10 protein-coding genes are annotated in these 15,234 nt (G+C 31.7%); all 10 read left to right on the forward strand.

What is annotated here, in order from left to right:
- The first annotated feature begins 319 nt into the window (after positions 1-319).
- Positions 320-4,066: a phosphoribosylformylglycinamidine synthase gene (locus tag D2A34_RS07130; RefSeq protein WP_119366164.1), complete on the forward strand. Its 3,747-nt coding sequence runs from the start codon at positions 320-322 to the stop codon at positions 4,064-4,066.
- A 167-nt stretch (positions 4,067-4,233) separates the two neighbouring features.
- Complete coding sequence (gene purE / locus D2A34_RS07135) at positions 4,234-4,713, forward strand: 5-(carboxyamino)imidazole ribonucleotide mutase (RefSeq protein WP_079438494.1); 480 nt, start codon at positions 4,234-4,236, stop codon at positions 4,711-4,713.
- Positions 4,713-5,420: a phosphoribosylaminoimidazolesuccinocarboxamide synthase gene (gene purC, locus D2A34_RS07140; protein WP_079438495.1), complete on the forward strand. Its 708-nt coding sequence runs from the start codon at positions 4,713-4,715 to the stop codon at positions 5,418-5,420. Before purE ends, purC begins: the two co-directional genes overlap by 1 nt.
- Positions 5,421-5,542: 122 nt before the next feature.
- Positions 5,543-6,961 (forward strand): amidophosphoribosyltransferase, encoded by a 1,419-nt coding sequence (gene purF, locus D2A34_RS07145; RefSeq protein WP_079438496.1) that lies wholly within the window; start codon positions 5,543-5,545, stop codon positions 6,959-6,961.
- Between the two features lie 9 nt (positions 6,962-6,970).
- Positions 6,971-7,972: a phosphoribosylformylglycinamidine cyclo-ligase gene (gene purM / locus D2A34_RS07150; protein WP_079438497.1), complete on the forward strand. Its 1,002-nt coding sequence runs from the start codon at positions 6,971-6,973 to the stop codon at positions 7,970-7,972.
- Complete coding sequence (gene purN / locus D2A34_RS07155; protein WP_079438498.1) at positions 7,960-8,577, forward strand: phosphoribosylglycinamide formyltransferase; 618 nt, start codon at positions 7,960-7,962, stop codon at positions 8,575-8,577. Before purM ends, purN begins: the two co-directional genes overlap by 13 nt.
- A 141-nt stretch (positions 8,578-8,718) precedes the next feature.
- On the forward strand, positions 8,719-10,224 hold the full coding sequence (gene purH, locus D2A34_RS07160; RefSeq protein ID WP_079438499.1) for a bifunctional phosphoribosylaminoimidazolecarboxamide formyltransferase/IMP cyclohydrolase: 1,506 nt from the start codon (positions 8,719-8,721) through the stop codon (positions 10,222-10,224).
- 29 nt (positions 10,225-10,253) lie between these two features.
- On the forward strand, positions 10,254-11,504 hold the full coding sequence (gene purD / locus D2A34_RS07165; RefSeq protein ID WP_119366165.1) for a phosphoribosylamine--glycine ligase: 1,251 nt from the start codon (positions 10,254-10,256) through the stop codon (positions 11,502-11,504).
- A 494-nt stretch (positions 11,505-11,998) separates the two neighbouring features.
- A complete protein-coding gene (locus D2A34_RS07170) occupies positions 11,999-12,367 on the forward strand; it encodes a BlaI/MecI/CopY family transcriptional regulator (RefSeq protein ID WP_119366166.1) in 369 nt (122 codons plus the stop codon).
- A gap of 4 nt (positions 12,368-12,371) precedes the next feature.
- Positions 12,372-14,678, forward strand: a complete 2,307-nt coding sequence (locus D2A34_RS07175) for a M56 family metallopeptidase (protein WP_119366167.1) — start codon at positions 12,372-12,374, stop codon at positions 14,676-14,678.
- Positions 14,679-15,234 lie beyond the last annotated feature (556 nt).

Raw genomic sequence — 15,234 nt, forward strand, 5'->3', positions numbered from 1 at the left:
TTTATTTTGAGACAGTCTTTTTTTGTGTATTATATATTACAAAACAATTTACGTAAGCAAATGTAAGAAATGTTTTACTTGTAATTGAATATAACGTATACACAACCAAATACGAACTATAAAAAAGAAAAAAAGAATTAAAATTCGTAAAAAAGCAAAAATAAATAAAATTTTACACAATATGAGTTGACATCATACGTGTTAGATGATAATCTTAAAGTATCGATACGAAAGTTAGTGGAGCGTTGATTAAAAACATTCGCCATTACAAAGAAGTAGTGATTAGGCTAAATCTTATAATATTTTTGGAGGAATTAAGATGTTAGATATTAGAAGCGTATTCGTTGAAAAGAAAAAAGGATTTAATGTAGAAGCCCAAAGTTTATTAAATGATTTTAAAGAAAACTTAGGGATATTTGCATTGGAAGATGTAAGACTTGTAAATAAGTATATTATTTCAGATATATCTGAAGAATATTATAAGAGAGCATTACATACAATTTTTTCTGAAGCAACAGTAGATATAGTGTATGAAGCAGAATTACCAATTAATAAAGGGGAAGAAGCCTTTGCCGTAGAATACTTACCAGGTCAATACGATCAGAGAGCAGATTCAGCTTCTGAATGTTTAGCTCTTTTAACAGCTGAAGACAAGGTCGAAATTAAATCAGCTAAGGTAGTAATATTAAAAGGAAACCTTTCAAAAGATGATGTAAATAGAATTAAAAAATATTATATCAATCCAGTCGATTCGAGAGAAGTTACAATTGATAGCAAAGAATTATCAGTACCTTCAAACATACCTAAAGATGTCCAAATATTAGATGGATTTATCAACAAGTCGTTAGATCAATTAAAAGAATTCCATAGCGAACAAGGCTTGGCTATGAGCATTGATGATCTTCTTATGATTCAAGATTACTTTAAAGGAGAACAAAGAGATCCAAGTATAACTGAAATTAAAGTTATAGATACATATTGGTCAGATCACTGTAGACATACAACATTCTCAACGATTTTGGAAGATGTTCAAATTGAAGATAATAAATTCACAGCTCCAATAAAAGCGAGTTATGAAGGATATTTGAAATCAAGAGACTATGTTTATGGGGATAAAGAAAAGAGCAAAACTCTTATGGATATGGCAGTAATTGCTATGAAGGAACTTAGAAAAAGAGGTAAGCTTGAGGATTTAGATATTTCTGAGGAAATAAATGCATGTTCAATTAATGTAAGAATTGAAACAGAAAAAGGCATGGAAGATTACTTAGTAATGTTTAAGAATGAAACACATAATCACCCAACAGAAATTGAACCTTTTGGTGGGGCAGCAACATGTCTTGGTGGTGCTATAAGAGATCCACTTTCAGGAAGAACATATGTATATCAAGCAATGAGAGTTACAGGGGCAGCAGATCCAACAGTACCAGTTGAAGATACATTAGAAGGAAAACTTCCTCAAAGAAAAATAACACTTGGAGCAGCTCATGGATACAGTTCATATGGAAATCAAATTGGTCTTGCAACAGGTCAAGTTGAAGAAGTGTATCATGCAAACTATGCAGCTAAGAGAATGGAAGTTGGAGCAGTTATTGCAGCAGCACCTAAAGAAAATGTAGTAAGAGAAGAGCCTAAGCTAGGCGATGTTATTATATTACTTGGTGGAAGAACAGGAAGAGACGGTGTTGGTGGAGCTACAGGTTCATCAAAGGAACATACAGTAGATTCAATTAATGAATGTGGAGCTGAAGTTCAAAAAGGTAATGCACCTACTGAAAGAAAGCTTCAAAGATTATTTAGAAATGCAACAGTGGCTAAAATGATCAAGAGATGTAACGACTTTGGTGCAGGTGGGGTTTCAGTTGCAATAGGAGAACTTTGCAGAGGATTAGATATAGATTTAGATAAAGTTCCAAAGAAATATGAAGGTTTAGATGGAACAGAACTTGCGGTTTCAGAATCACAAGAAAGAATGGCAGTTGTTGTAACAAAAGAAGATGCAGATGAATTTATCAGACTTTCAAATGAAGAAAATTTAGAGGCTACTTTAGTTGCACATGTTACTGATACAGATAGACTAAGATTATTCTGGAGAGGTAAAAACATAGTTGATTTAAAGAGAACTTTCTTAGATACAAACGGAGCTACTCAAAAAACGAATGTTACAGTTAAAGCACCAGCTGATTATCCATATATAGTAGCAGATATTAATGTTAAAGAAGAATGGGTAAATAACTTAAGAAAATTAAATGTATCATCGCAACAAGGATTATCAGAAAGATTTGATGCAACGATAGGACATGGAACAGTACTTATGCCATTTGGTGGTAAATATGCAAAGACTCCAGCAGAAGGAATGGCAGCTAAGATTCCTGTTCTTGATGGAGAAAGCTCAGATGCTACATTAATGACATTTGGATTTAATCCTGAACTTGGTACTTGGAGCCCATATCACATGGCATATTATGCAGTTATTGAAAGTATATCAAAACTTGCAGCTATGGGTGGAGATTACAGAAAAGCTAGATTAACTTTCCAAGAATATTTTGAAAGATTAGGCAGCGAAAGCTCAAGATGGGGTAAACCATTTGCAGCATTACTTGGTGCATACGAAGCTCAAATGGCATTTGAAACTGCGGCAATTGGCGGTAAAGATTCTATGTCAGGAAGCTTTGGAGATTTAGATGTACCTCCAACATTAGTATCATTTGCTGTAGGAGTAGAAAAGGCAAGACATATAATATCACCAGAATTTAAAGAAGCAGGATCAAGTTTAGTTTTACTTCAAACTGAAAAAGTAGAAGATGGAACAATAAATATCGAAACGCTTAAGAAGAATTTAGAAGTATTATACAACTTAATTCAAGATGGAAAAGTAATTTCAGCATCAGCAGTTAAATACGGTGGAGTTTCTGAAGCTATCACTAAGATGACACTAGGAAATAGAATTGGTGCAGAAATTGAAAACTTAACAAAAGATGAATTATTTGCATTTAACTATGGAACTATAGTATTAGAAGTTAAAAATGGTGTTAATGTAGAAGAAGAATTCAAAGAATGTTTATATAAAGAAGTTGGTAAGACAATAAGTTCAGCAGTTATAATTTCTAAGGAATATGATTTGAACTTAGATATAGAAGCTTTAGAAAAAACATACGAAGAAAAATTAAAATCAGTATTTAAAATTAAAACAAAAGATGCTCACGAAAAAGTTGAAACTGTTTTATATGATAATAAATCAATTCTTTCACCTGCTATTAAAATAGCTAAACCAAAGGTTGTAATCCCTGTATTCCCAGGAAACAACTGTGAGTATGATTGTGCTAGAGCATTTGAAAAAGAAGGAGCAGAAGTAACTCAAGTAGTATTTAGAAATATTACTAAGGAAGCACTTAATGAATCAATTGAAAGACTTGCAAAAGAAATAAGTACTGCTCAAATTCTTATGATCCCAGGAGGATTCTCAGCAGGGGATGAACCAGATGGTTCAGGTAAATTTATTGCTAATGCTCTTAGAAATGAAAAGATAAGCAATAGTGTAATGGAATTACTTAAGAATAGAGATGGATTAGCTATTGGTATTTGTAACGGCTTCCAAGCTTTAATCAAGTTAGGTTTAGTACCATACGGAGAAATCGTAGATATAAAAGAAGATATGGCAACATTAACTTATAACAATATAAATAGACATATGTCTTCAATTATCAGTACAAAGGTAGTATCAAATAAATCACCTTGGTTCAGCGAAGTTAATTTAGGAGATATACATTCAGTTGCAATTTCACATGGTGAAGGAAGATTTGTTGCGCCAGAAAGCTTAATTCAAGAATTAATAGCTAACGGTCAAGTAGCAACTCAATATGTTGATTTTGACGGAAATGTATCTTTAAATATGCCATTCAATCCAAATGGATCAATGTACGGAATTGAAGGTATAACAAGTCCAGATGGAAGAGTTCTAGGTAAGATGGCTCATAGCGAAAGAATAGGAACAGATTTATATAGAAATATTCCAGGAGACTTTGATCAAAAGATATTCAAAGCAGGGGTAAATTATTTTAAGTAGCGAACCAAAAGTGAGAATCGAAATTTTACATTTCGTTCTTCGAACTTTCACACAGTGCAATCTATGATTTAGTGTGAGTCAGGTTTCCTTTAGAAGGAGTTCAATCTATATAGCAAAGAAATATAAGAATAAAAATAGTTTAACATATAAAAAATAGGAGGCTTAAAATGCAAGTAGCAATATTTTTTGGAAGTAAATCTGATACAGAAGTGATGAGAGGAGCTGCAAATGCTTTAAAGGAATTCGGAATAGAATACAAGGCGTTTATTCTTTCAGCTCATAGAGTGCCAGAAAAATTAGAAGAAACATTAGAAGAAATTCAAGAACAAGGCTGCCAAGTTATTATAGCAGGAGCAGGTCTTGCAGCTCACTTACCAGGGGTAATAGCTTCAAAGACAATACTTCCAGTAATAGGAGTTCCAGTTAAGGCCGCTATTGAAGGTCTAGATGCGTTATATTCTATAGTGCAAATGCCAAAATCAATTCCAGTTGCAACTGTTGGAATTAATAACAGCTATAATGCAGGAATGTTAGCAGTTCAAATGTTATCAGTTAATAATAATGAATTAAAAAATAAATTAAAAGAATTCAGAGCAGATATGAAGAAAAAATTCATTGAGGAAAATGCGGAAGGGGTAGAACTATAATGGAAAAATTAGAAATGATGTATGAAGGTAAAGCAAAGAAAATATATGCAACAGATAAGGCAGACGAAGTAATTGTATATTACAAAGATGATGCGACAGCTTTTAACGGAGAAAAGAAAGGTCAAATCGAAGACAAAGGTGTTATGAATAATGCTATAACTTCAGTTATATTTGAATTATTAGAAAAAGCAGGAGTTAAAACTCATTTTATAGAAAAACTAAATGATAGAGAACAATTATGTAAGAAGGTTGAAATTGTACCACTTGAAGTAATCGTAAGAAATGTTGCAGCAGGAAGCATGGCTAAGAGATTAGGTCTTGAAGAAGGATTTGCACTTAAGACTACAGTATTTGAATTATCATATAAAGATGATTCATTAGGAGATCCATTAATAAATGATTATCATGCAGTTGGAATCGGAGCAACAACTTTTGAAGAATTAAAAGTAATGTATGATATGACAGCTAAAATAAATGATGTATTAAAAGCAGTATTTAAAGAACAAAACATCAACTTAATTGACTTTAAGATTGAGTTTGGTAGATTAGCTGATGGAACTATAGTCTTAGCTGATGAAATTTCACCAGATACTTGCAGATTCTGGGATGCAACTACAGGTGAAAAATTAGATAAAGACAGATTTAGAAGAGATTTAGGTAACGTTAAAGACGCTTACGTTGAAATATTAAAGAGAATCTCTAAGTAATGAATGATGAATAATTAATAATGAATGATTAAGGAGGAAATCTCCAAAGGAGATTTTATCCATAATTGTTCACTATTCATTATTCATTTTTAATCAAAAATGATAATGAGAGGATTGTGTAAATGAGTAATCCAAATTTTGAATTAATAATGGATCCAAGTAATGATAAGTTTAAGGATGAGTGCGGAGTTTTTGGGGTTTATGCTAATGAGCCAATAGATGTTGCATCGATGACTTATTATGGACTGTATGCACTTCAACACAGAGGTCAAGAAAGTGCAGGAATAGCAGTTGCAGACGGAGAAAAAATAGATATACACAAAGGTTTAGGTTTAATTACAGAAGCATTTAAGCAAGATGATTTAGATAAGTTAAAAGGACATATAGCTGTAGGTCACGTAAGGTATTCGACTGCTGGCGGTAAGGGTATTGAAAATGCTCAACCTATACTAGCTACGTCAAAAATGGGTCCAATAGCTATGGCTCACAACGGAACTTTAGTAAATGCTGATGTAATAAAAGAATTGCTTGAAGATGCAGGACAAATTTTTCATACTACAACTGATTCGGAAGTAATTGCCTGCCTAATAGCAAGAAGTGCAAAAAAAGGTTTTGCAAAGGCTGTTGTTGATGCTATGTCAGCTATAAGAGGGTCGTTTGCATTAACTATTATGTCAAAAGATAAATTAATTGGGGCTAGAGATCCACATGGAATAAGACCGCTTTGTTTGGGGAAAATTAATGAAGGGTATATATTAACTTCAGAAAGTTGCGCTTTAGATGCAGTAGGTGCTGAGCACGTAAGAGACATAGAACCAGGGGAAATAGTTATAATAGATAAAGAAGGAATAAATTCATATAGATATTCTGAAAACACTAAATGTCAAACATGTGCTTTTGAATATATATATTTTGCTAGACCAGACTCGAAAATTGATGGACTTGAAGTTCATACAACAAGAGTAAAAGCAGGAGAACAACTATTTAAAGAACATCCACTAGATGCAGATTTAGTTATTGCTGTTCCGGATTCAGGAATACCAGCAGCTATAGGATATGCTAAAGCATCTGGAATACCATATGATACTGGATTTATTAAAAATAGATATGTTGGAAGAACGTTTATCTCACCATCTCAGGAAATAAGAGAAAGAGCTGTTGCGGTAAAATTAAACCCTTTAAAAGTCAATTTAGACGGAAAAAGAGTAATACTTATTGATGATTCAATAGTAAGAGGTACTACTTCAAAACATTTAGTTGAATCACTTAGACGTGCAGGAGTAAAAGAAGTTAGTTTCTTAATTGCATCTCCAAGTGTTAAATATCCATGTTATTTTGGAATAGATACACCTTATAGAAGTGAACTTGTTGCTGCTAATAATACTGTAGAAGAAATCAGAGATATGATTGGAGCAGATTATTTAGGGTACTTAAGTGAAGAAGGCGTTTATAAGAGTTGCGATGATAGAGAAGAATTTTGTATGGGATGCTTTAATGGAGTTTATCCAGTTGCAGCACCAGTAGAAGATCTTGAAAGGTAGGATTAATAAATGATTACTTATAAAGAAGCAGGAGTTAACATAGAAGAAGGATATAAATCAGTTAAACTTATAAAGGAATATGCGGCAAGAACTATGAGTCAGTATGTCTTAAATGGGCTTGGAAGCTTTGCAGGAATGGTTGAATTACCATCAGGTTACGAGAAACCAGTCTTAGTATCTGGAACTGACGGTGTAGGTACAAAGCTTGAAATTGCATTTAAGAATAAAAAATATGATACAGTAGGAATCGACTGTGTAGCTATGTGTGTAAATGATATTTTATGTCATGGAGCAAAGCCATTATTTTTCTTAGATTATATAGCTTGTGGAAAGCTTGAAGCTGAAGTTGCAGCAGATTTAGTTAAAGGAATATCAGATGGATGTGTTGATTCTGACTGTGCTCTAATTGGTGGAGAAACAGCAGAAATGCCAGGTTTTTATGCAGAAGGTGAATATGACATGGCAGGATTCGCGGTTGGTATTGCTGATAAAGATAAAATTATAAATGGAAGTAATATTAAAGAAGGCGATAAGCTAATAGGAATTGCTTCATCAGGAGTTCATTCTAATGGTTATTCATTAATCAGAAAAGTATTTCCAGATTTAAATGAAGAATTTAATGGTGAAGAAGTTTGGAAGACATTAATTACTCCAACTAAAATTTATGTAAAACCTATCCTTAAATTATTAGAAAGCTATGAAATTAAGGGAATGTCACACGTTACAGGTGGTGGATTTATTGAGAACGTTCCAAGAATGTTCAATGGAGGAGAATTTACTGCTGTAATTAATAAGGATTCATATCCACTTCCAGATATATTTAAAAGAATTATTGAAAAAGGTGTAGATAAAGAGCATATGTACAATACATTTAACATGGGAATTGGATTTGTGCTTGCTGTTAAAGACGAAGATGTTAAACCTATTATTGAGGCGTTAGAAGAAATGGGAGAAAAAGCTTATGAAATAGGATATGTAACATCTGGAGGTGACGGTATTTGTTTAAAATAGCGGTCTTGGTTTCGGGGGGAGGAACAGACCTTCAATCTATAATAGATGCAGTGGAAAATAAATATTTAGATGTTAAAATAGAAATGGTTATAGGTAGCAAAGATAATATTTATGCTTTAGAGAGAGCGGAAAAACATAATATAGAAACATTTGTTGTAACAAGACGCGAGTATGGAGATAAATCTTCAGATAAGATATTAGAATTAACAAAGGGTAAAGTTGATTTAATAGTACTTGCTGGATTTTTATCAATTCTAGATGGAGAAATATTAAAAGAGTTTGATAATAAAATCATAAATATTCATCCATCTCTGATTCCTTCTTTTTGCGGTCCAGGAATGTACGGATTAAAGGTTCATGAGGCAGTAATTAAGAGCGGTGTTAAATATTCAGGATGTACAGTTCACTTTGTAAATTCAGAGGTTGATGGAGGAGCAATATTACTTCAGGAAGCTGTTCCAGTTTATTTTGAAGATGCTGCTGAGACTCTTCAAAAAAGAATTTTGGAAAAAGAACATGTAATATTACCGGAGGCTATTAAATTATTAAGTGAAGGTAAAGTAGAATTTGTTGATGGAAAAGCTAAAATATTAGAAAATAAATAATTATAATTTATAAAACAAAAATAAATCTAGTTACGGCGGCAGTATATAGTTAATAATTAAAATGAAACTCTGTAGGGGGAGTTTTATTTTAATGTTTAACTGTGCTTACTTCTAGCTGATGACTAATTTCTGGGGGTTTTTATGAAAAAAAGAGCATTAATAAGTGTTTTTGATAAAGATGGAGTTTTAGATTTTGCTAAATTTTTAGTATCTAAAGATGTTGAAATTATATCAACTGGTGGAACTTATAAATACTTAAAGGAAAATGGAGTAAATGTAATCGAAGTTAATGAAGTTACTAATTTTCCTGAAATGTTAGATGGCAGAGTTAAGACTCTTCATCCATTAGTCCATGCAGGAATACTCGCAATAAGAGATAACGAAGAACATATGAATACATTAAAAGGAAGAGACATTCATACAATAGATTATGTTGTTGTAAATTTATACCCTTTCTTCGAAAAAGTTAAAGAAGATTTAGAATTTGAAGAAAAAGTTGAATTTATAGATATTGGTGGTCCTACAATGCTTAGAGCTGCAGCTAAAAACTTCCAAGATGTTGTAGTTATTTCTGATAAGAATGACTATAAAGTTGTAATGGATGAAATTGAAGCTAGTGGCGAAACTTCATTAAAGACAAAGAAGAAATTAGCAGGAAAAGTGTTTAACTTAATGAGTGCTTATGATGGAGCAATCTCAAACTTTTTACTTGCAGATGAAGAAGAGTATCCAGAATATCTTTCTGTATCATACAAAAAGATGCAAGGTTTAAGATATGGTGAAAACTCACATCAAAGTGCAGCAGTTTATTCATCTACTATGCTTGATGGGGCTATGAATACTTTTGAAATGCTAAATGGTAAAGAATTATCTTACAATAATTTTAAAGATGTTGATATAGCATGGAAATGTGCTAATGAATTTGATGAACCAGCTTGTTGTGCATTAAAACATAATACACCTTGTGGCGTTGCAGTTGGAAAAGACTCATATGAAGCTTATATGAAAGCTTATGAAGTAGATCCAACTTCAATATTTGGTGGAATCATTGGATTTAATAGAAAAGTAGATAAGAAGACTGCAGAAGAAATGGTTAAAATATTCCTAGAAGTAATTGCAGCACCAGAATATGATGAAGATGCTTTAGAAGTGTTAAAATCTAAAAAGAACTTAAGAGTTCTTAAATTCAACAATACACCAAAAGCTGATAAATATATGGTTACAGTTGATGGAGCTATGCTTGTTCAAGAAGAAGATAATAAGCTAATTGAAGAAATTAAAGTTGTAACTGAAAAGAAACCAACTGACGAAGAAATGAAAGATTTATTATTTGGAATGAAAGTAGTTAAATATGTTAAATCTAATGCGATAGTTGTCGCTCATGACGGAATAGCACTTGGAATTGGCGGTGGTCAAGTTAATAGAATCTGGCCAACTGAAGATGCTTTAAAGAGAGGTCAAGGCGCTACAATCCTTGCATCAGATGCGTTCTTCCCATTTAGAGATGTAGTAGATCAAGCTGCAAAAGCTGGTATAAAAGCTATAATTCAACCAGGTGGATCTATGAATGATCAACAATCAATAGATGCTTGTAATGAACACGGAATAGCAATGGTATTAACAGGATACAGACACTTTAAGCATTAAAATTGAAAATTGTTTTGGAGGTATATTATATGAAACTTCTTTTAATCGGTTCAGGCGGTAGAGAACATGCTTTAGCTTGGAAATTAGCTAAAAGTGAAAAGGTTGAGAAAATTTTTGTTGCACCAGGTAATGGTGGTACTGCATTTGAAAATAAATGTGAAAATATTAATATAACAGATTTTGATGAATTAGTTAACTTTGCAAGAAAAGAAATTATAGACCTTACAATAGTTGGGCCTGAAGATCCTTTAACAAAAGGTATTGTTAATAAGTTCAAAAAAGAAGGTTTAAAGATATTTGGACCAGCTGAAAATGGAGCAATGCTTGAGGGAAGCAAAAGTTTTTCAAAGGAATTCATGAAAAAGTATGGCGTTAAAACTGCAGAATATGAAACCTTCACTAAGGCGGATGAAGCTCTAAAGTATTTAGAAACATGTCCATATCCAACTGTTATAAAAGCTGATGGACTTGCTGCTGGTAAAGGTGTTGCTATATGTGCAAATAAGGAAGAAGCAATAGATGCTGTAAAGTCATATATGTTAGATGATATATTTGATGGAGCAGGTCAAAAAATAGTTATTGAAGAATTCCTTGAAGGAGTTGAAGCGTCAATTCTTTCTATAACTGATGGAAAGACAATTATTCCATTTATGTCAGGAAAAGACCATAAGCAGATATTTGATGGCGGTAAGGGCCCAAATACTGGCGGAATGGGAGTATTAGCTCCAAATCCTTATGTTACTGAAGAAGTAATGAAAGACTTTGAAGACAATATAATGGCTAATACATTAACTGGTATTAGAGAAGAAGGCTTTGACTATAAGGGGATAATCTTCTTTGGAATTATGATCACTAATAAAGGGACTTACCTTCTAGAATATAACGTTAGAATGGGAGATCCAGAAACTCAATCTGTTCTTTATTTAATGGAAAGTGATTTAGTTGAAGTTATTGAAGCTGCATTAAGAGAAGAATTATATAAGACTACCATCAAATGGAATGATGGAGTTTGTATAAATGTTGTATTGGCGTCAAAAGGCTATCCAGGGGAATTTACAAAAGGATATGAAATAACTATAGATGAAAAAGTAAAAGATAAGGTGTTTTTAGCAGGAGCTAAGGCTGAAGATGGAGTTTTAAAGACAAATGGCGGAAGAGTATTATCTGTTGTTGGTGTTGGAAAAACTTTAGAAGAAGCTAGAAGCGATGCTTACGAAAATATTAAATATGTTACTTTTGAAGGTGCATATTGTAGAAAAGATATTGGAACACATAAATAAAGTAGATATAGATAAACAATGTGTAACTTAGAATTATAAATGTAACTCGCCGAAAGAAAGGGTATTCTGTTGCTCGGTTGCGAGAGAAACCTGCTATGGATTTCTAACAGTAAAAGTTGTACCCATCCCAGCCTGTTCCCGAGGCAAGCTCGTGACAAGCAAGGATGGAACAACTTTTACTGAAGAAATACTATAGCAGGTTTCTCAATGCAACGCTGCGCAAAAGAATACCCTTTCTTTCTGGTGAGGAATATATTTCAAAGTATATATCAAATTATTGTTTGGGTTATCTATAGTTAGGGAAGCATGCTTCCTTATAATTAGACTTTACGATGTACTTAAAACACAAAAAAAGATGATTATAATCATAGCTTTAAAGCTGGATAACTAAATATTAAAATAGTTTTTAAGGAATATATTGACAGTGGATTCTACAAGATGTAGTATATAAATATACTACATCTTGTAGAATTTAATTATGGGGATGATTATATATGAAATTAGGGAAGATTTCAGATGCGGAAATGGAAATAATGAAAATAATATGGAAAAAGAATGACCAAATTACTACGGCCGAGATTTTAGAAGAGCTTCCAAAAGAAAATTCGTGGAAGGTAACAACAATAATGACGTTAATATCAAGATTAACTGAAAAGGGGATTTTGAGCGTGACTAAAGTAGGAAAGTTAAATAATTATTTTCCTAAAATTACAGAAGAAGAATACAGAGCTATTCAAACTGATAATTTCTTAGAGGATATGCATAAAGGATCAGTTAGAAACTTTATGGCAACATTGTTTAATAATAAGAAAATAAGTAATAAAGATATAGCAGAGTTGAAAGAATGGCTTAAAGAGGTGTAGACATATGGGGATTCTAAATTCGATTCTGCAAATGTCGCTGGCAGGCAGCTTCATGTTTTTAATACTTTGTTTATTTAAGCCATTTATCAAGAAAACTTTTAGTGCTACTTGGAATTATTATATGTTGTTTATAACACTTTTAATTTTTATTATACCTATTGGCAGTTTTGTTAAATTACCTCAGATGGTGGAACATAAGAATTATTTATCAATGCAGGATACAAATACGGTAGCAGCGCAAAATTATGAAAAGATGCTGAAGATAAACGATAAAAGTGATGAGATAAATATTTCGCAAGGAGATGGTACTCTTAAACCAGTAAGCCAAAGCCAAGTAGATTTAAAACAAACAAGTATAATGGAAAAAATAATGAATAGAGATATGCTGCTTTATGTATGGATATTAGGTGTGCTCATACTAGCAATTAAGGAAACTTACGTATATATTTCTTTTTATAAGAAACTTAAAAGTGTAAGTAATGTCATTGAGGATGAATCGATACTTGATGTTTTTGAAACATGTAAGAAAAAATTAAATATATATAGGAAGATAATTCTAAAAGAATGTGGTGGCATTAAAAGTCCAATGATTACTGGAATATTAGCACCTACTATCACAATTCCTAAGATGAATCATAATTTAGATAAGCTTGAAATAATACTTGATCATGAATTGATTCATTTTAAGCGTAAAGATTTGTGGGTGAAGGGAGTTGCACTTTTAGCAAATATAATCAATTGGTTTAATCCTATTGTTTATATTATTAGAAATAGGATAAATATAATTTGTGAGCTGTCTTTAGATGAACAACTCATAAAAAATATGGATAAATCAAAAAGAAAATATTATGGAGAAATTATATTAGAGTTAATAGAATATTCTCAGAGTAAATCCCTAAGTTTAGGGGCATCAGTTTGTAAAAGTAGAAAGGAGATTGAGACACGTTTGAAGAATATAGTGTTTTTTAAAAAGTCAAAGAAAATAATTGTTTGCATTTCACTTATGGTAACTATAATTTTTACATCTACCAGTTTGCTTGCTTCAAAAACTGTATTTGCTAGTAATAGCGATATTTCAAAAAGTGCTAAAGGAGCAGAATTTGCAGTGTTTGTATTAAATGATGGGTTATATATGTCTAAATTAAAAGAAAATAACCCAATTATTCTTGATAGAAACGAAAAAATTAAATTGCCGAAAATATCTAAAGATGGATTATATGTTGCTTATACTAAAGAAGATGATTTATATATTTGCAATATAGAGACTCGTGAGGTGACAGAGGTATCTAAAAATGTAGAGTCATATGACTGGAACAAGTCAGGGAACTTAATTTATTCTACTAAAAATTCAGGTATGTCCATGTATAATACTAATACTAAAAAGTTAGAGGAGATTATAAGTAATGAAAATAATTATTTTAATATTAACTGTGATAGTAAAAATAAGATATATGCAAATAAACAGCTAGAATATTCTGAAGGAAATGATCGATATATTAAATCAATTGGTATAGTTAGTTATGATCTAGATAGTAAGGAAGAGAAAGTTCTTTTGGAAAGTAAAGAAGGCAATGGGAAAGACATTGGTGAGAAAGCTACATTTTCTGAATTACTTGAATCCATTGGATCAATACCTAACATCTCAAAAATCTCAAGTGATGATAGATATTTATATATATGGAATAAAGCTCGTTCAGCTTCAATATCTGCAGATATGACAGAATTTGCAGTATTTGATCTTTTAAACAATAAGTTTATAGAAAATAATAATATGATAGCACTAGCATATGATGATAATATTTCGCAAAATCCAATAGATAGTAACCTTGTTGCAGTCAATAAAGGTGAATACAGAGATATGTATTCTAATAAAACTTTGGGGATTTTTAATATTCAGGCTAACAATTTCACAAATCTAATTCCAGAGGATCAAGTTTCAATGATGCCGGACTACTCTGGTGATGGAAAAAACATAGTGTATTCAGGGACTAATAGCGTAAAAGATGATATATCACAAAGTCTGAAAGATTGGGAAAGTGAGCCCCACTATATTTATCAAGTAAATGCGGATACGAAAAAAGTAACTCAAATCACAAATAGTAAATCATTTGACTTTATGCCTAAATATTTATCAGACGATGAAATATTATTTGTAAGAAAAGACGGAGATTCATATAGCTTGTGGAAGACAAAGGATGGAGCAGAAACTAAAATTGCTGATTCCTTAAGTTTTGGATCCACAGCTTACACAAATAGTTGGTATTATGGTCATTATAAGACTGAGAATGTTATAGATGTATTTATAGGATAGTATTATTCACAATTGGATATCTATAGATATACAATGCAAAACTTAGACTTATACGATAACCAACCGAAAGAGAAGGTACTCTGTTTCTCGATTGCTAGAAAAAGAGTACTTTCTCTTTCTGGTATAGAAAGCATTTCAAAGCATAAATCAAATTCTTGTTTGGGTTATCTCATTATATTATTGCAGTATACATTTTACTCAAGTCTTTTACTTTGTCCTGAAACCATTTTAGAATTTTAGTTCTAAAGATATATTTATTTCTTCATTAGGTATTTATATTACAACCAACAAATAATTCACTTAAAACATAACCCAGACGATAAGTATTTTGTATTTATTGAGACCTTGGATTTGTTGTTTATGTTTAAATAAAGTTAAATATGATAGAATAATTATAGTGATGGAGTAAGGAAGTGATTTTAGGGATGGAAAAAGAATTTAATGTAACGGGAACATGCATACCGAATATGCATTATATGGTTGATACATCAAATAAATTAGATAATACTATGAAATTACCTATAATCAAGATAACTTTATTATAAACATGGCAATA

This window comes from Clostridium chromiireducens, assembly GCF_003575225.1.
GTDB lineage: Bacteria > Bacillota > Clostridia > Clostridiales > Clostridiaceae > Clostridium > Clostridium chromiireducens.

Bases quoted from the DNA above. Each gene is read 5' to 3' on its own strand.
- D2A34_RS07170 (WP_119366166.1), top strand. From the start codon at position 11,999: ATGAAATTAGGGAAGATTTCAGATGCGGAAATGGAAATAATGAAAATA.
- purE (WP_079438494.1), top strand. From the start codon at position 4,234: ATGCAAGTAGCAATATTTTTTGGAAGTAAATCTGATACAGAAGTGATG.
- purF (WP_079438496.1), top strand. From the start codon at position 5,543: ATGAGTAATCCAAATTTTGAATTAATAATGGATCCAAGTAATGATAAG.
- purM (WP_079438497.1), top strand. From the start codon at position 6,971: ATGATTACTTATAAAGAAGCAGGAGTTAACATAGAAGAAGGATATAAA.
- D2A34_RS07130 (WP_119366164.1), top strand. From the start codon at position 320: ATGTTAGATATTAGAAGCGTATTCGTTGAAAAGAAAAAAGGATTTAAT.
- purC (WP_079438495.1), top strand. From the start codon at position 4,713: ATGGAAAAATTAGAAATGATGTATGAAGGTAAAGCAAAGAAAATATAT.
- purH (WP_079438499.1), top strand. From the start codon at position 8,719: ATGAAAAAAAGAGCATTAATAAGTGTTTTTGATAAAGATGGAGTTTTA.
- D2A34_RS07175 (WP_119366167.1), top strand. From the start codon at position 12,372: ATGGGGATTCTAAATTCGATTCTGCAAATGTCGCTGGCAGGCAGCTTC.
- purD (WP_119366165.1), top strand. From the start codon at position 10,254: ATGAAACTTCTTTTAATCGGTTCAGGCGGTAGAGAACATGCTTTAGCT.